Source organism: Candidatus Hydrogenedentota bacterium (assembly GCA_019695095.1).
GTDB lineage: Bacteria > Hydrogenedentota > Hydrogenedentia > Hydrogenedentales > SLHB01 > JAIBAQ01.
This window is the reverse complement of sequence record JAIBAQ010000006.1, coordinates 15,971-33,693: the sequence shown is the minus strand read 5'-3', so window position 1 is coordinate 33,693 and position 17,723 is coordinate 15,971. Positions and strand designations below refer to the sequence as shown.

General features: G+C 58.9%; 16 protein-coding genes. 8 read left to right on the top strand and 8 right to left on the bottom strand.

All coding sequences use genetic code 11. The features are described 5' to 3' along the window. Window positions 1–44: 44 nt before the first annotated feature. Window positions 45–287: a ribbon-helix-helix protein, CopG family gene (locus K1Y02_02070; protein ID MBX7255120.1), complete on the top strand. Its 243-nt coding sequence runs from the start codon at window positions 45–47 to the stop codon at window positions 285–287. Then, a complete protein-coding gene (locus K1Y02_02065; protein ID MBX7255119.1) occupies window positions 280–561 on the top strand; it encodes a type II toxin-antitoxin system RelE/ParE family toxin in 282 nt (93 codons plus the stop codon). Before K1Y02_02070 ends, K1Y02_02065 begins: the two co-directional genes overlap by 8 nt. A gap of 37 nt (window positions 562–598) precedes the next feature. Here K1Y02_02065 and K1Y02_02060 read toward each other — a convergent pair whose 3' ends face one another. From K1Y02_02060 to K1Y02_02050, 3 genes are all read right to left on the bottom strand, one after another. Then, window positions 599–1,552 carry an alpha/beta hydrolase family protein gene (locus tag K1Y02_02060; protein ID MBX7255118.1) on the bottom strand — a complete coding sequence of 318 codons (954 nt, stop codon included), beginning with the start codon at window positions 1,550–1,552 and terminating at the stop codon, window positions 599–601. Between the two features lie 155 nt (window positions 1,553–1,707). Further along, complete coding sequence (locus K1Y02_02055) at window positions 1,708–4,425, bottom strand: glycoside hydrolase family 78 protein (protein ID MBX7255117.1); 2,718 nt, start codon at window positions 4,423–4,425, stop codon at window positions 1,708–1,710. A 55-nt stretch (window positions 4,426–4,480) separates the two neighbouring features. After that, complete coding sequence (locus K1Y02_02050) at window positions 4,481–4,831, bottom strand: DUF4143 domain-containing protein (GenBank protein ID MBX7255116.1); 351 nt, start codon at window positions 4,829–4,831, stop codon at window positions 4,481–4,483. Between the two features lie 284 nt (window positions 4,832–5,115). Between K1Y02_02050 and K1Y02_02045 the strand changes: the two genes are divergently transcribed. The 5 genes from K1Y02_02045 (at window position 5,116) to K1Y02_02025 (ending at window position 8,745) form a co-directional block, all read left to right on the top strand. Then, entirely contained in the window at window positions 5,116–5,697 is a 582-nt protein-coding gene (locus K1Y02_02045) for a metal-dependent transcriptional regulator (protein ID MBX7255115.1), read from the top strand. A 98-nt stretch (window positions 5,698–5,795) separates the two neighbouring features. After that, window positions 5,796–6,116 carry a ferrous iron transport protein A gene (locus K1Y02_02040; GenBank protein MBX7255114.1) on the top strand — a complete coding sequence of 107 codons (321 nt, stop codon included), beginning with the start codon at window positions 5,796–5,798 and terminating at the stop codon, window positions 6,114–6,116. Window positions 6,117–6,149: 33 nt separating this feature from the next. Further along, window positions 6,150–6,380 carry a ferrous iron transport protein A gene (locus K1Y02_02035; GenBank protein ID MBX7255113.1) on the top strand — a complete coding sequence of 77 codons (231 nt, stop codon included), beginning with the start codon at window positions 6,150–6,152 and terminating at the stop codon, window positions 6,378–6,380. 5 nt (window positions 6,381–6,385) lie between these two features. Further along, window positions 6,386–8,605: a ferrous iron transport protein B gene (gene feoB / locus K1Y02_02030; GenBank protein MBX7255112.1), complete on the top strand. Its 2,220-nt coding sequence runs from the start codon at window positions 6,386–6,388 to the stop codon at window positions 8,603–8,605. Window positions 8,606–8,607: 2 nt separating this feature from the next. After that, window positions 8,608–8,745 carry a hypothetical protein gene (locus K1Y02_02025; protein ID MBX7255111.1) on the top strand — a complete coding sequence of 46 codons (138 nt, stop codon included), beginning with the start codon at window positions 8,608–8,610 and terminating at the stop codon, window positions 8,743–8,745. Between the two features lie 167 nt (window positions 8,746–8,912). Here the strand turns inward: K1Y02_02025 and K1Y02_02020 are convergent, their stop codons facing one another. From K1Y02_02020 to K1Y02_02010, 3 genes are all read right to left on the bottom strand, one after another. Beyond that, window positions 8,913–11,057, bottom strand: coding sequence for a CehA/McbA family metallohydrolase (locus K1Y02_02020; GenBank protein ID MBX7255110.1), 2,145 nt, complete (start codon window positions 11,055–11,057; stop codon window positions 8,913–8,915). A 38-nt stretch (window positions 11,058–11,095) separates the two neighbouring features. Then, window positions 11,096–11,695, bottom strand: coding sequence for a hypothetical protein (locus tag K1Y02_02015; GenBank protein ID MBX7255109.1), 600 nt, complete (start codon window positions 11,693–11,695; stop codon window positions 11,096–11,098). Window positions 11,696–12,243: 548 nt separating this feature from the next. Then, the gene (locus K1Y02_02010) at window positions 12,244–14,142 is read right to left on the bottom strand and encodes a glycosyl hydrolase 115 family protein (protein MBX7255108.1); all 1,899 of its coding nucleotides are present in this window, start codon (window positions 14,140–14,142) and stop codon (window positions 12,244–12,246) included. A gap of 208 nt (window positions 14,143–14,350) precedes the next feature. Here K1Y02_02010 and K1Y02_02005 point away from each other — a divergent pair, with 208 nt between their 5' ends. Next, window positions 14,351–15,229, top strand: a complete 879-nt coding sequence (locus K1Y02_02005) for a metallophosphoesterase (protein ID MBX7255107.1) — start codon at window positions 14,351–14,353, stop codon at window positions 15,227–15,229. 7 nt (window positions 15,230–15,236) lie between these two features. Here the strand turns inward: K1Y02_02005 and K1Y02_02000 are convergent, their stop codons facing one another. Together K1Y02_02000 and K1Y02_01995 are read right to left on the bottom strand one after the other, a co-directional pair. Continuing rightward, on the bottom strand, window positions 15,237–16,556 hold the full coding sequence (locus tag K1Y02_02000; protein ID MBX7255106.1) for a glycoside hydrolase family 55 protein: 1,320 nt from the start codon (window positions 16,554–16,556) through the stop codon (window positions 15,237–15,239). Further along, on the bottom strand, window positions 16,553–17,707 hold the full coding sequence (locus K1Y02_01995) for an undecaprenyl/decaprenyl-phosphate alpha-N-acetylglucosaminyl 1-phosphate transferase (GenBank protein MBX7255105.1): 1,155 nt from the start codon (window positions 17,705–17,707) through the stop codon (window positions 16,553–16,555). The genes K1Y02_02000 and K1Y02_01995 overlap by 4 nt, the downstream gene beginning before the upstream one ends. Window positions 17,708–17,723: the final 16 nt, after the last annotated feature.

Here is a 17,723-nt window from a genome sequence, read left to right as displayed (position 1 = left end):
TTTATCTAGGAATATGTTCGAATGTATTCATGCGAGGTGTCTCTATGCCGAAGACCGTTACGTTGCGACTCGATGACGAAACGTACCGACTGTTTCGACAAATGGCCAAGGACGACAATCGTCCTCTATCGAACTTCATAGAAACAGCCGCAAAGCGCTACATCGAGGATAGTGAGTTTGTGGACGAATTTGAGATGGGTGAAATCGTAAGCAACCCCGCTTTGAATCGGAGCCTGAAGAAAGGGTATCGCGACGCCCAAATGGGTAGGGGTCGTTTTGTTGACTAGCTTCAGGATTTTCGAGACCGATGAGTTCACGCGTTGCATGAAACGGCTTGATTCAACCACCAGGAATCGGCTTGAAGCAACGCTCAAGGCGCGCGTATATCCACAACTCAGGAAGCAGCCCTACTTCGGCGGCAATATCAAGAGGCTTCGCGGATACGATCCGGTCACTTGGAGATACCGCCTTGGCGACTACCGGTTATTCTACGTTGTTAGCGAGGAAACCAAAGTCGTCTCCATCGTGTCGCTCGAAAATCGAAAAGACGCCTACAGATAGTCCTCGAAGAGTTCTACGGACTGCATTCGGGATAATTCTATCCGCGCGCATCTACCAAGTACTTGTCCAACCATTCCAGAATAATCGTGCGCATTTCCGGCAGTTCCTTGTGTCCGCAATCGAAGAGTTCGATACGGCAGTCTTCTTCCTTGCCGTACTCGCGATAAAGCGGCAGCAAGTAATCGCGGATGCGTTCGACGCCCTGCGGTGGCGTAAGCGTGTCTTGCCTGCCGTCCAGGCTTAGCCGCGGACGCGGCACGATGAGTTCGTTGATCTCGTGGGTCTGAAAGTGTTTCAAAAGGCTTGGCACGTAGTAGTAAATGCTGTGGTGCGACAGCCCCTTTGCGGCGATCAACGCTTCGTAATCGGTCAAGCAACAAAGGTCGATGCAGACTTTAATGCGTTCGTCGATCGCGGCAAGCCACCACGATTTGGTCGACCCCATCGAAATCCCGAAACTGCCGATTCGGTTCGTGTCGACTTCGGGCCGCGTGCACAGGTAATTGAGCGCCTGCCATTCGTCGAACATCATCATCCCGAAAAGGACCTGGCCCTTCCACAGCATTTCCTTGAAGGTGTCGCTCTCGCCACGGCTCCCCTCGTTCGGGTACGGCGCACGCTCGCCGAAGCACCAACTGTCGATGGCCAGCGCCACAATGCCCTTCTCGGCGTACACCGGCGCATACGCCTGCATCGCGCTCGTGCCCTTCAACAGTTCTTGCTTACCCACGAAGTAGTCGCCGCCGTGCCAATGGATGTATTGCACCGCTGGCGCGGGCTTCTGGATGCGATCCGGAATCAGCATGAGTGCCGGGACCGGTTGAATGCCGTTGAGGTCCAGTACAAGATGCTCAAGCGTGAACCCATTGCCGCGCTCCGTAGAGAGCAGTCTCGCCGTTGGCGGACGCTTCTCCGGCAGATCACCCAGCAGCGACCATAACTCCTCGCGGCGCTTCTTCTGGTACTCCGCAAACTCAGGAGATGATCGCATGACCGCTTCCCCTTTCATGGTTACGACTGCACTCGCGGCCACAGCGGCTGCTTGCATGAATTGTCTGCGATTCACGGAATTAGATCCTCGATGGGACGGATCAATCGGATCCGACCGATTCGTCCTATGGCCTGTGTCATTCGCGAAACCTGTCACTACCGTGGCGCGGTGAACTCGTACTTTCCCGACTTCACTTCGAAAACCGCGTACGCTCCTTGCATTCCCTTGGCGCTGACCCCTTCGCTCTCCGCTGCCGGTTTGCCCGATTCCTGCACGGCGTCCGCCTTGCTCGCGGGGACCATCACGGTTGCAGACTCGACGCCGGGCGGAACCTCGATGTTCCAAACCAGGTTTCCCTGCTCGACTCGCCAATGGCTGGCGAATGTTCCCGCAACCGTCTCTTGGCGGGCCTGTGCCCAGGTCAGATCTCCAACGATGGCCGGTCGCAAGGTGGGCCGCACGAAGCCGGCCTCCGCGTCGGGCAGAATGCCCGCCAGGCCGCGATAGAACCACACGCCGATGCCGTTGTAGCAATTGTGAATAAGCGAACGGTCTCCGTCCCAATGCTCCCACGTTGTCGTTGCGCCGTTCTTCAACATGTGGCCGTAACCCGGGAAGGTGTCCTGATTCAGCACCGTGAAAATCAGGTCGCTCCGGTCGTATTTCAACGCGCATGCGACAAGAATCGGGATTCCGACCAGTCCGACATCCAGGTGCCCCTGCCGTTTCACGACAATGTCATCCTCAAGACGCTTGAGCATCTGCCCGCGCAGATTCTCGGGAACAACGTCGACCAACAGGGCATACGCAAGATCGATCTGCGTGTCGTCGGCATAGGTGCCGTTGGCTTCGTCGTAGAACTTGGCGTGAACCTTGGGCCGCAACGCGTCGGCCTTGACCTTGTAGCGCTTGGCATCGTCCGCTTTGCCCAACTCCGTGGCGATGCTCGCCATGTAGTCGTAACACATGATTCGCACGCAGTTGTTCACGAGATGCGTGGACTTCTCGCGTTCTTTCTCAAGGCGTCCGGGCTGCGCCCAATCGCCCAAGTACCAATTGCGATAGGGTTTGTTCTCCCAGCCCATTAGAAGATCGTCCTTGCACCGGCTCTCTACATACCCGTCCAGCCAGCGCTGCATTGCCGGATAGTTCGATTCCAGGATGCGATGATCGTTGTACAACGTCGCCACGTGCCGCGACGCGCCGATGATGAACGCGCACCAGAACGGACCGCCGCCCGCGTTCTCCGTATTGGGCGCCGTATGAGGCATATCGCCGTCTTCGCGCTGACAATCCTGCCAGTGTTCCAGCCAGCCGGTATACATCGCTCCAGAGTTGTACATTGTCAGCATGGAAGGCGTGCTCGCGTGACCGTCGCCGCCGTATCCCAGCCTCTCGATGTGCGGGCAGTCAACGAGATTCCCGCCAAGGCTCAAGCACTGGAACGTGTAGAAGATCATGTCGTGGATATCGGTCAGCAGCGGATTGGAGCACGCAAACGTAGTCAGCGGCTCGTGCTCGGAGTAGATCAACCCCGCCGTAACATCTTCCTCGCGCGGCGGAGTCTCGATACCCGTCACACGCGCGTAACGATAAGCGTGATAGTTGAAGTGCGTGGCGAAATGTCCTTCGGTTTTTCCGTCGCTCACGTACACGTCGCGCTGGCTGAAGTTGTGCAGATCGTTTTCATTCGCGATGCTGTCGTAGAAGTCGAACGCGACCTCCTCGCCCGCTTTGGGCGCCACAAATCGAATATCGAACGATCCCGTCAGGCAGGTGCCGAAATCGATGAGCCACGTCTTCTCGCCGAAGGGGCGGATGACGCGCGGCGCAAACGACTTCCTCACGCGGTTCGGCCCCACGCGCTGCGCGCACACCGTATGCTCGGGTACATCGTTCACAACTTGCACAGCGAGCCACGCACTGTCGTCGTAATCCGGCGTTGCCCATGCCGGCTCATATTTCACCATCTCCACCTTCTCGCCGCCGTAATGCCCGCTACTGCCCTTCCCAAGCACGGTAATGCTGCTCATCCGCGTCTTCCAATCGGCCCCGGTGCCAATCGTCTGTTTCTGTCCGTCCGGTCCTCCGATTTCAAGCTGTGCGCGCGCGATAGGCCCATTGTGTGTGACGCCAAAGAGACCCGGCGCAAACCATCCACGCGAGATCCAGAGCCCGATGCAGTTCTTTCCCGGCTTCAAGTACTTCGCGACGTCATGAACGAGGTAGTACGACCGCTTCGAAAATTGCGTTGGCGCGGGCGTCATCGGATTTTCGTCGATCTTGGCGCCGTTGATGTACAACTCGTAGTATCCGAGCGTGTTCACATACACGCGCGCGTCGGAGGGCTGGTAGTCCAGCGTGAACGTCTTCCGCATCCACGGACAATTCGGATCCCCGTCCGCTTCGTTGAACTTGATATACGAGCATTGCCAGTCGGCGGCGTTCAACAGCCCCATGCTCCAGCGCGCAGGCTCGCTCCAAGCTCCAACGCGATCGTTCTCGTCCCACACGCGCACCTTCCAAAAGCAGCGCTGCCGCGACTGCAACGCCGCCCCGCCAAACGGCTGCAACGTCCCACTCGGCGACGCGACCTTTCCGCTGTCCCACAGGTCGCCCTGATCCTTTGAAAGCCCCTCTTCCGTAGACGCCACCAGAATCTGGTAGGCGGTCTGCTTTGCCCCTCGCCGGTCGGACTGCAGTGTCCAGCTCAAGCGCGGTGGCGTCGCGTCGATCCCCATCGGGTTAACGCGGTATTCGCAGAGCAGATTCGTCGGGGTCATCAAGGCTTCATCCTGGGCATGCGCCAAACCGCAGACGGCGCATGCTGCGGAAAGCACTATAAGCAGAGCGAGGCTACATCTAGATGTCATGGCGGGTACTCCTTATCGGGCCATTATAGGGAGCGCCCATCAGGTCGGCAAAGATTCACGCGTAGCGCCAGGTGTATCCAATGTGCGTCAAAGGAATCGTAGTGACGTTCTGCGCAAGAGGATATGCACGGTCTCCCGGATGTACGACCCAGAGGTGTTCCAGTTGCAGGTCCTTCAGCGCGCTCTGCATGGACGGTGTGAAACTCGGCGCATCCGCGTACTTGACCTCAATTGCCCAGTTCTTGCCGCTACTCTGCCAAAAGAGATCTACCTCTGCGCCCGCGTGGGTCGACCAGAAGTAAAGCTCCTCGCCTCTCTTGCCGATCATGCGCGCGGCTGTCTCCAGCGCGAACCCTTCCCGCAATGCCCCGAGCTTGCTATGAGATGCCAAATCGCGCTCGATCATTTCGTTTCGCCCTGAATAGACTCTTCACGGACTGCCGGATGGAATGCCATTCCAAGTATCAAGAATCGGAATTGTCACGAACCCAAAAGCAGTCCGCAGGGCACACCTTCACGTTGTTCTCCGATTAGCACCGTCGAGAAGTACCGGACATTTGGGCTTGGATAATTAGCGTTTGATAGGAGCAGCCCAAAGAGGAACTAGGTAAAGACCTTGACGGAGGGGGTGTGAGCGGATTATAATACCTTTGAACGGCGGTTTAGTATGCTAAACAAGAGGCCGACCTCATGACAAAGCCCATTAATGACTCCACATACTGGCGTGAGTTCGAAAAGAACGACGTCACGCACTCCGCGGCGCACTACCTTATGGCCATTGACGCCTTGAAGGATGAATTCGGCTATGCCCGGGTTACAGATGTGTCCCGCATGCTCGAAGTGTCGCGCGGCGCAGCGTCAATGTCAATCTCCCAGCTCAAGAAGCGGGGATGGGTGACGGAAGACCCGAATCGTTTCCTCCTGCTTACCGAAGAAGGCCGGGAAATTGCCCGCCTCGTGGAGCACAACTTCCGCATCCTATCGAAATTCTTCCAGGAAGTGCTGGGCGTTTCGCCCAACGTGGCGCTTTCTGACGCCTGCAAAATGGAACACTTGATGAGCCTGGAAACAGGCCGCCGCATGGTGTGGCTCATGCGCTATATCCTGAGCGACGAGTCGCGCGCGGCAAAGATCCACGATGTCATGGCCTGCTTCAAACCGGGCTGCGAATCGGTGGAACAGTGCCCCCTGTGCGAGTCGGGTGAATGCCTTTCAGGGAACATCTCCTGCGAGGCGTACGACAAGCTGCTGGGTAGAAGTTCGCACGATTAACGGAGATGGGGCCGCAAGCGCATGCTTTAAGGCTCTGCATTCCGCTTGTTGAAGGCAGGAAACGCCAGGGCGTTTGCCGGCCGGGAGAGTTAGGATTCATGGAGGATTCGGACCTGTTCACCCTTCCGCTTACCGATTGTGGGTCGGGGGAAGAAGTTGAAGTCGTGGAGATGACCGCGGACACGGCATTATGCGCGCGTCTGAGGGAGTTGGGAATGGTTCCCGGAGCGCCGGTGCGCGTCGCGCGGGCCGGTTCTCCGATGATTCTGGAAGTGGGCGAATCGCGATTCTGTCTTCGTGGCGAAGACGCCGCGCGCGTCACCGTGCGCCCGCAGTTGCCCGCCGAGTTCCTCGAAGTACCCATACCGTCGGAGACCTCAAAGCCGCATCACTACGCCGAACGCGCGGAGTGGGTGTAGGCGCGCACAGCGGTCAACGGCAGTAACACACCCATGCACACATTGAATCAATTGCGTCCCGGCGACCGAGGCGTCGTACAGGGTCTTCTTGGGGACAGTTCGCTTCATCAGCGGCTTCAGGAAATGGGCGTCATTGAAGGCGCCGAAGTGGAAGTAGTCCGTATTGCCCCGCTGGGCGACCCTATCGAAATCATCGTTCAAGGCTATCATCTTTCTCTCCGCAAAGCGGAAGCGGCTTTCGTCGAGGTGGAACAGGGATGTTGAAGACCATGGAACCCGAATCCGGCACATCCCGTTCTGTGGGCGTTGTCGCCGTGGTGGGCAATCCCAACGTCGGCAAAACGACCTTGTTCAATGCCCTCACCGGCCTCAATCAAGTCACGGGCAATTACCCCGGCGTAACCGTGGAACGCAAGAGCGGTCAGATGAAAGCCGGGGGATGCACGGCCCAGTTGATCGACCTCCCCGGCACCTACAGCCTTGCCGCGCGCTCTCCCGATGAAATGATCGTGGTGGACGTGTTGCTCGGTCAGCAGTCGGGAGAAAAGCCCGTCGACGCCGTCTTGGCCGTGGTAGACGCGACCAACCTTGAGCGGAATCTCTACTTGGTGTCCCAAGTCAAAGAACTTGGCAAACCAATTGTCATCGCGTTGAACATGACGGACCTCGCCGAGAAGCGGCAAATCGTCGTCGACGCCGAGACCCTCGCTCGCGAGATCGGCGCACCGGTTGTTCCCATTTGCGCGCACAAACGCATCGGGATCGACTCCTTGAAGCAAGCGGTAATCGAAGCCGTGTGCCGGGGACGCTCGGATTCGATTGACGGTCCCGAGTATCCGAAAGCGCTATTGGATGAAGTGGCAGCGCTTGAGAAGGAACTCAACGCGCGCCGCGATACCCTGGGCCGGCCGGTCCAGAACATGGAAGCGTTCCGATTGCTGGTCGACCGCGGCGGATATGCCGAACAACGCTTGAAGCACCGCGTGCCCGATCTCCTGGGCGCGCCCCTCGACGAACGGCGCACGCGCGTCGGGTTCAATGGATCCCTGGCGGCGGTCGAAGCGCGCAGCCGCTACGCGTGGATCCGGCGCATCGTGTCTGCCGGCGTGCGCAAACCTTCGACTCGCATCACAACAACCTCGGACAAAATTGACACGTACTTGACTCACAAAGTCTACGGTACGCTCCTGTTCGCTTTGCTTATGGCCACGGTGTTCCAAGCCATCTTCGCGTGGGCCTCCCCAATTATGGACTTGGTGGATGCGACGTTTGGCGGACTGGGCGACTGGGTCGGCGGTCACATGTCCGATGGCGTGCTGAAAAGCCTCATCGTCGACGGTATCATCGCGGGCGTCGGAAGCGTGGTCATCTTCGTCCCGCAGATCCTCATCCTTACCTTGTTCGTCGCCATTCTCGAAGACTGCGGTTACATGGCGCGCGCCGCGTTTCTGATGGACCGGCTGCTCAGTAAGTGCGGTCTATCGGGCCAATCGTTCATCCCGCTGTTGTCCAGTTTCGCGTGCGCAATTCCAGGCATCATGGCCACGCGCACCATCGCCAACCGCCGCGACCGGTTTGCGACCATCCTCGTTGCTCCGCTGATGAGTTGTTCGGCGCGCTTGCCGGTCTACACGGTAATGATTGCCGCGTTCATTCCCGCGCACAAAATCGCGGGCGGCCTCATCGGCTTGCAGGGACTGACGCTATTCCTCATGTATTGCCTTGGAATCACCATCGCCATCCCCGTGGCTTGGATCGTGAAGAAAACCTTGCTCAAGGGCGACACCCCGCCGTTCTTGCTGGAATTGCCTTCGTACAAGCTGCCGCAGTGGGGCACCGTGGGCCGGAAAGTCTACACGCAGGGCCGGGAGTTCCTGTGGCGCGCGGGCACGATCATTCTCTCGATCAGCATCATCGTGTGGGCGCTTTCGTACTTCCCGCATTCGCAAAGTATCACGCAAGAGTTCGATCAAAAGCGCGCCGCGCTGGAACACGCCGTGATGAGCGATACGGAACGCGAAGAGGCCGTCAAGGCGATTGACAACGAGGAGAGTGGCGCGCACATCCACAACAGCTATCTGGCAGCGATGGGTCACGCAATAGAGCCGGCGGTGGCCCCGCTGGGATGGGATTGGCGCATCGGCATGGCCGCCATCTCGTCGTTCCCCGCGCGCGAGGTCGTCATTGCGACCATGGGCACCATCTTCTATATCGGCGGCGAAGTCGATGAGAATTCGGACAATCTTCGGACTGTGCTTCAAACTGTGGAGCGCCCGGACGGAACAAAACTGTTCAACATCCCTGTCGCGCTGTCGATCATGGTCTTCTTTGCGCTGTGCTGTCAGTGCGGCGCCACGCTTGCCATTATCCGCCGCGAGACCCGCTCGCTCCGGTGGCCGCTGTTCACCTTCGCCTATATGACCACGTTGGCTTACGTCGGCGCGATGGTCACATACCACGCGACCACGTGGATGGGGTGGGGGGCATAGTCATGGAACTTGCCGTTGCCCTCATCATCGTTGCAGCAAGCGTGGCCTATGTCGTGTGGTCGGTAAGCCGCACGCTCAGCGGCAAGTCCTGCCATTGTTCAGGCTGCGGGGCCAACGAAAAGCAAGAGACTTCCCGATAGCCGTAGATTTACACGGACCGCCACGGACTCACACAGACGAACAAAGACTGACACGGACCGGCACAGAGTCTGACAGACTCACGACGAGAGACTCTTCCGGATACAACTCCTACCTGCTTATCGTCTTTGTTGTCATTGCTGTCCCTGCTGTCCTTTGATCCCAGCCTTTACCGCAACGACGCTTCTTTCGCGGCCACGGCCTTGAGATCCTCGTAGATCGCCCGTGCGGCCGCGACACGTTCCAACAATGCCGGACCCTGTTCCGCAAGCAATTTCTTCACGCGCTTGCCTTCGAGTTCTCCGCGCTTGTCTTTATCGACAGCCTCGGCAACGATGGTCTCAATCTCCGCCAGGCTCGCCATGCGTTTCGCGATGAGGTCATCCACCGCATCGTATTTCCAGAAACGCAGCCCTTTGCGCACAACGTAGATCGGCGTGGTATGCGCCCGCGATCCATCGCTGCCTTCGGCGCGCGCCGCGATCCAGAACCCGTTTCCGGAGGGTATCGTGCAGTCGATGCTCAATTCGGTCTTGTTGGGATCGGCGGACTGTTCGCGCTTAAAGGTGTCACCGAGCACAACGAGTTCCAGCGCCGTGGGCGTCGCATACTCGCCGCTGTCCCACGCCTTGGCGTGAACCTTCAGTTCCCGCTCTCCATCGATCTCCATCTCGTCGCCGGGAAGGGCTTTGTCCACCGTCAATTCAAGCATCACCCCATTGGTGACGAATGTCCGTCCTTTGCCGACGGCGTCAAACCAGCGGTCGACCGTAAATTTCTTCTTCCCGAGATAGGCGTATGCGCGCACCTCGCCGACCGTGCCGCCCCACGGCACGTCGCTGCCCGCCGATGCCGTCACCTTATACCCCAGGTTGAGAAAGTCATAGTAGATGTCCGTGCCCAACGCCGCGAACTGCAGCAATTCGACGAAATCGACTTTCCCCTTGGGGATGTTGAGAGTCATGTCGCGGTGAACGTAGAAGATTCCGGAATTCACGTGAGCGTAACCGGAAAGCCCGCCTTGCCGCTGCACTTCATCAAAGACGGTGTCGTACAGATAATACTGGCCCGTGTCGCGAATCATGTCTTTGATGTTCATGTGCAACGTGTGGCCAAGCTCATCGTGGGTGCGCGGACACTCCTGGCCCGGCGACAACACGTAGGTGCCGTCCTGCACGCGGTACTTGGGACCAAACCCGCGTTGCTCAAACCACGTACGATAGATGTCCCCCATCTTGACGACGTTGGCGACGTGAACGTCCTCCGCTTTGATCCAGGTCATAAGCCGCCGCGCGTCCGAGTCGCTGAGAATCTGGCAATGCACGTGGTCGTCGCCGGAATACCAGCCCCGCTTCGTCATGTTCTCCCACCGCCGCAACCGGTACGTTCGCTCCACGGTCTCACACGATGCAATCGCGACCGTGTCGAATACCGGCAAGTGCTCGATACCCAGATGGACCACGACCTCGTACTCGCCCGGCGACACCGTCGCGTCGAAAGGACCCGGCACACACCAGCATGACCCCGCCAGTTTTCCCGGCAAGTTCGAGTTGCGCCGCGCGGTTGCCATTCCTTGACTATCGAACAGCGGCCCGAAATCCACGGCGTTCGGCGGCTCGACAAAATGCTGATCGGACTTCCGCACGATACGAACCATCGCGGGGACCGGCTTGCCTGTTGCTTCCGAGAGGACGCTTATGCGCAATGTTCCCGGGGCCTGCGACGTGATGGTCAGCGGAAGCAGCGTCTTTTTCTCACTGTCTTCGACGGCGAACTCAAGTTCTGCCTGCGTCTTCAGCAAAGGGACGTGCGTGAAGTTCAGCAATACCCACGTCACGCAACCCGGCTTTACCTTAACCTGCAAATGCGGATGCGACACCTTTGAGAAATCGAAATCGACGCGCGCGCACCGTTGCGGGCCATCTCCCGCATCCACACGAAACAACATCACCCCTGCATCGCCCGGAAACGCGGGCGGCGTCGTTGCCGGAAGAACCGTGTACGTCTCGCCAAAACCGATTGGCAGCTTACCGGGGCACGCTTCCAAAAGTTCCTGCAAGTGTGTCGCCATCCGATTGCGCCGTTCCATCGCGGCCGTCTTGCCTGCCTCATCGTTGGCCTGGTTATACGCGTCCTGCGACTCGCGCAGCTCGCGGTTCACCGCGTCCAATTCTCCTTGGACCGCCCCATCGAACAGATGTTTCCCGGCACGTGACAGCTCGCCGGTCATGTCGGTGGCGCCCTTAAGCACTTCATCGAGCGCAAAACACGATGAACCTGCAAGGAAGGCAAGAACCAGCGCTATCCGTCTCATGGGCATTCTCCTCGTGTGCGGCGACCACTCGCCGCGAGTTACTTGCGAAACGCGGTACACGTCCAATGCAAAAACCGCTTGTCTCTTCCGTCATCCAGACGCAAGGCGGTACCTGATTGCTTGGCAACCAAATTAATGCCGCTGCTGTCTTTCACGCGCGCTTGAAGCATCGCAGGCTTGGCTTCCCAAAGGCGATCTTCCAGTTGGATATCGCTGCCTTTGTTCAACGTCGCGGGCGTTCGCGCGAACAAGAAGATTCGAAGGAGATGGGGATGCTCCTCCAGATCGCTCGAATCGTAGAAATCCAACTCCGGGTCATACAGCGGAACCAACCGCACTTCCTCGTTGTCGACGCGAAGCGCCACGCGCTTCGCAACGTCCGCGAGGACCTGGTTGAGATAGACTTTCTTTTCCTCATCCGAAAGGACCGCATCACGATTCGTATCCATGATGCGACGCTCATCCTGCGAATCATGCGAGTTGAACGAGATTTCAAGCGTAATGTCGATGTTCTCGGGAGTGACACTCACAACGGCCGCATGCTGAACATACCGCTCAAGCGAATCATGGGCATTGACCACCGACGGCGCGACAACCATCGCAATCCCGCATACCCACACAACACCGCCCGACCTCATGCCGCCTTCTCCTTGCATCGCCCCCGAGCCAGTCTAGGCACCACCGCGAAACGTGTCAACCGCTTCCGCCATCCACCGCTCTCCGAACAACGTGTGGCAGGCATCCTGCCTGCCTCTTTCATACAAGCGTGGACGCTACCAAACCGCAACCACGCTGTGGCGGGGACTCCTGACCCAGCCACTCTTACGACCACGCTGTGGCGGGGTCTCCTGACCCCAGCCACTCTTACGACCGTCAGGTCTCCATTCCACTACAAGTCTCACAACGCTGTGGCGGGGTCTCCTGACCCCAGCCACTCTTACGACCGTCAGGTCTCCGTTCCACTACAAGTCTCACCACGCTGTGGCGGGGTCTCCTGACCCAGCCACTCTTACGACCGTCAGGTCTCCATTCCGCTACAAGTCCTGCATGACGACAACTGCATTGTTCGCCGATCGCGGGCGCTACCGAACTGCAGCCAACGAGGCTACGTTACGCCAGCTTGTCATCCTGAGTCCGCCTCAGGCGGACGAAGGACCTAGCTTGAAACATTACCGCAGAATCCCAATCAGAAGCGCGCGGCTTCCAGTTTCCCCAAATCCGGGAACCCCCCGTTCGGTCTGCGCTTCTTCGGGTCGTACCACGTCTTCCACATGGGATTCTTATCGCCATCCTCGCGCGTCTTTAAATGCGCGCGAAGAATCCGCGCCGCTTCGCGAAGATGCGCGTTGGCATTCTCTGTAGACGTGTCGCGTCCCCACGCGAGCAACGCCTTCTGCAGCTCCAAATGCAACGCCACGGTCTCGGCAAACACGCGGATCGGCAACACAACGTGGTCGTGGCAGAAATGCGCCTGGTCCTTGGCTGCCTGATCGGCCTGTTCAGCCTCCTGCAACGCCGCGCGAAGCGTCTCCAGCCGCGCTTCTGTGTCCTTTACCGACTTCTCAAGCGCCGCCAGATCTGCCGGAACCTCTTTCGCGAGACACGCCTTCTCCGCGGCCACGACTTCGTGGATCAGGCGGACATAGCCTTCGCCGCTGACTTCATGCAGCAGGTCGAACGCGCGGACCACGTGCGGAGCCGCAGCGTCCCCAAAGTAACGCGCGGCCCACTGCCGGAAGAAGGCGTCGCCGTCGAAGGATTCCGGCGCATACGTGGCGCGCGAATAGGCTTCGAGGTTGAGGATGAAATGGCGAAACGTCTGCCCGTTAACGAGACAGTACTCCGCGGCTTCGTGCGTGAGGAGCAGTTCCTTCATGCTCTGCTCAATGCGCCGTGGATAGGGGTCCTGAACCACGTGATTCAGCCAGAACCCCGCGTGCATGTACGTGCCGAATCGATAGCCGCGCTTGTCCTTCGGGAAGGGTTTGAACAGCCCCCAGCCGTTGTTCGGCCACAGAAGGATGTAGTCCTTCGGAGGCCTAAACGCGCCCGAGGTCCAAAGGTCCTGCCCGTGCGCGTACAAATCGCACAGGAGCGTTGCGCGGGGATTGTGCTCCAACACCACGTCGCGCAAGGCCGTAAACGCCTCCGTCATCACCGCGCCCGTGTCTTCACCGCAGGCGCTCTTGTATTGGCAATCCCAAATCTGGCTGCGCGGACGGTCTAAGAAGAGGTCGGCCTTGCCGATCGGCGAATCCTTCATGTAGTACTGCCACGTTTCGATCCAGCGGTGCTTGTACTTCGACCAGCAGACGCCCTCTTCTTCGGTGATGTGCTTGAACTCCCAGGCAAGATACATGGGGATCTGCACCATGATCCCTTTTGAGTGGGCGTAGTCGATCACCCAATCCAGCAACTCCAGATCGGTGTGGTAGTCGGGCCGCAACTTGATGTAGTCCTCCCAGAGAAAGAACTCGCTGCGCCCCAAATGGTCGTGCAGGTCGATGGCGTTGTAGCGCGTGCGCGCCAGCGTGTCGAGCACGCCCTTCCAGGTCGCTTTGTCGAACTGGAGATACGGCTGCGTCATGTTGGCCAACTCATCATCGTCGTTGTCGAAATAGCAAAGTATGGGAACCTTGGGGGGCGCAACGGTGCGGTCGAGCGTCTTGGGAAGAAACTCGGGACGCAGCGCCGGCGAGTAGTCGGTGAAGTACTGGTAGGGGTCCACGCCAAGCACGTCACGCGAGAAGTCGTAGACGACGTTTTGCGCCCCTTTGGCGTCGCTGCCGGCAAGCACAACGAGCGGCCCCAGCCCCGGGCGCTCAATACGCTTCATGATGCCGCCCTGGCTGCCGGGCATATCCCGCGAGATCTCAATCTCGCCGCGGTCGGCCAACATGCTCACCCATCCGCACGACGCTGGGGTACCCACGAGGTAGACCGCTCCTTCGTCGCGATTTCCGGCGCTCTCTTCATGAAGCGCGACTGGAACGCCTACGACTCTCTCGAGGTCGGCCTTCAGATCTTCGCAAGCGTTTCGTTCCAAGGGAGTTGCGTTAGCGCCATAGACTACGGTGTGCTTCATGCTGCGGACCTTCCAAAAAAATTGTCATTACATTTGGCATAGGGTAAGCATTGGCACGCCAAAGGTCAACAGCCATCTGAAAGCCATCTGAAAGGAGCCGGGGAACTGTCAACTACGGAAAGGGCAGAACGGGTCCCGAGGCTGGCCAAGTCGAACAGACTCTCCGTTTCCGGTACCATTCGCTATCCGAAATAAGGTGAAGGGCATCATGTCACCATCACTGGAACATCCATATGCCGTCCTAAATGCCTCCGGTTACCGATCCGTTCGAATTCTGCAGCTTACGGACTTCCACAGCGACAAGGGAGACGAACCGGCGGAGCAGACCTACGCCGACGTGCGTGCCATCGTGGACCACACACAGCCATCCCTGCTCGCGGTGACGGGCGACATCTGGTGCTGCGACGACGACGCGGAGCGAGCGCCGTTCGTCATGCGGCGCGACCTTGCCTTCGTGGAGTCGCTGGGCGTCCCCTGGGCGTTCACGCCGGGCAATCACGACCATCCGGACACCGTTGCCGAAGCGTTGGCACGCAGCGCGGCATCCCTGGGAGCGTCGTTGCCGTTGGGGAACGGCGACGGAGACTATCGCGTGGAAGTGCAGGCGGAGGGCGTCGCGTGTTGGGACATCTTCTTCCTGAACTCGCGCGCCCGGTCCCTCGCGCAAGAAGACGTCGCGTGGTTGGAGCACGAATCGAACCGCCTGCAACTACTACGCGGCCGCGCGATTCCGGCCATCGCGTACTTCCACATTCCGCTGAAGCAATACGAGTCCGCGCGGCTCGACGGTCGCGCGCGAGGCTATGCCCAGGAGGAGGTCTTGTATTGGGACGATGACGGCACGCTCTTCGACGGCATACGCCGCGCGGGCAACGTGCGCGCATGCTTCGTCGGGCACAGCCACGCAAATGACTTCTGGTTCGAAGAGGATGGCATCGTATTGTCGTATGGCCGCGCTGCGGGACACGGCGGTTACGGCGCGGACCGTCTGCGCAAGGGAGCCACGCTCGTGGAAATAGATACGGCTTCCGCGCGATTCGATTTCGTTACCGTATTCGCCGACGGAAGCCGTTGGAGTGCGGATTAACGCGAGCTTATTCCGTGCCGATGTTCTGGTCTACCACGGTCTTGCCCTTGGATTCGTTGGCGATTCGCACTTGGCCCTCGACAACATTCTCCGTGACAATCGCGCGCTTGACGCCTTCGCCGAGCAGTACCTGCGGCTTGTCCTCGTGGAACTCACACCCGCGCACCAGCACCGTGCCGCCAACAGCCTCAATCGCGTGAACGGGCTTGTCGCGGTGGCCCCAGTTCTGGAATGTGCAGTCGCTGAATCCGATTACGCCGGTACCATCAATCACGGCGATACGGTTGCAGGGCCCCCAGAACGCGCAATTCACGAAGCGGACCGCCCCCGAGTTGGTCTTCTCGACGCGCACCATAGTCGGGTCGGGGCCATCGAACGACACAAACTCGCCGCTCGTAATTAAGATGCCGATGGGCGACGAATTCTCGACCGACACGGCAATCCGGCAGTTGTCCGCGCCAATGCCAACGAAGTTTCCGTTCGTGACACCGGACTTGGTTTCGATGAACTGATAGCCGATGTTGTAGCCGAAGCAGAACGTGTTCAGCACATAGTGCCAGTCGCTCTTCCCGAAGATGAACGCGATTCCGTGTTCCATCTGCCACTTGAATACCGGCGTGTTCAACGACCACCACGGGTTCCAGTGCACGTTCTCGACGCGCCCGATGTCGTAGATGTGATCGATGTAGAGGCCGATGTGGATAGGCTGTCCGTGCACGTTGCGAATGAGTACGCGCTGGTTCTGGCTGGCGTCAATGGCATTAAAAGGATTGAGCAGCTCAACATCGATCACCGCCGAGTTGTTGCCGCGCATCGCAACCGTATACGGATAAGGCGTCGGCACTTCCGCGTCGGCTTTCTGATTGGGGTAGTGTACGCACACGCCCTGCAGCACGGAGTTCGAATCCAGCGAAATGAACGGTGCGCCCTCCTCGGAACCGGCGCCTGCGCGCGGCAACAACACGGTGCCGAATACAGGCATTTCGTCGTCGCGCTTATCGCGAATGCCCGCGTGGGCAGGCGAGTACGCGAACACTCCGCGCAAGGTGACGTCCTTCGGAAACTTCAGCGAACCGTCGAATCCGAATTTGCCCGCGGGTACTTCAACAATGCCGCCTCCCACAGCCGACGCCGCCTCTAGCGCCTTCTGAAAGGCCGCGGTATTGTCGGTAGTCTCGTCAGGTACGGCTCCAAATTCCATGACACTCCACGTAGTCTTGCGGTCCAAGGCGGTCCCCTCCTTCGCCTGCGGCTCTTGGGCGGACAAAACAACGGTCCCCCATAACGCCATCAGCGAACATCCCAACACTGCGTTCCATCGACTCATGACTTTCCCCCCTTGAACCCGTGATTGTCCGTTTCTCGTATATCCGAAACAGTTGCCGAAGCAACCGGTTCCCGTTCGGCGAATTGCTCGCGAGGCTTGCGCGCCGCAATCGCCATCAGTATGAAAACCAGCGATATGATAGTCAGGCCTTGAAACAATGCAAGAGCGGTATCAACCAGACTCGTGCTATTGCGCAGCAAAACGCCGCTGACGCCCATCACCACGCACAGCAGGTAGATGAAGAGGACCGCCTGGTACTGGCCAAACCCCATCCACACCAGTCGGTGCGAAAGGTGATCGGTTGCACAATGATCGATGACCTGGCGAATAGTCCGGGTGTCGCCCCGAATAACGCGTGCGACCAGTATGTAGATGAAGTCGAAAATGGGCACCCCGAGAATCAGCATTGGAATGCTGAACGATACGACCGGATTGCGGCTCCATTCGCCCATAACACCCAATGCCGCCAGCGTGAACCCCAGGAAGAAGCTTCCGGAGTCTCCCATGAAAATGCGCGCGGGTTTTGTGTTATAGACGAGGAACCCCAAGTTCGATCCAATCAGGCCCGCCGCAAGAAGCCCAAACCACGATAAGCTGGTTTCGGTGCCGGCCGCGATGAATGCTTGCAGGGCGATCACCAAATACATCGTGGACACGATGGCGGATATGCCCCCCGCGAGCCCGTCCATGTTGTCGATGCCGTTAATCGCGCTCGTGACGCCGACAACCCAGAATATCGTCAGAAGAAGATCGATAGGATACGAACCCGCTACGCGGATTAGCACCCCGTATTGCGACATGATGACCGTCACTCCAACAAGCGTGAAGAACTTCAAGGTCGCGGGGATGCCTCCCCTGATATCGTCAATGGCGCCGACAACCAGGCAAATCGCCGATCCCAGCAACACGCCCTTCATGGGGTTGTCTCGGTAGTTGGGGAATAAGACAGCGACGGCAAACGCGATGAAGATGACGATGCCGCCACCGCGCGCCACAGGCCTCGTATGAATCTTGTTCGCGGCGACCTGGTCCAAAACGCCGAGGCGGCCCAGCAGGCGAATGGCAATCGGCATCAACGCCACCGCTACCAAGAACGCAATGCACCCAACCTGGATGTACGTTCTCGGCCAATAGTGCAATTGCTGCAGCATACCCCGCCCCTTTTGC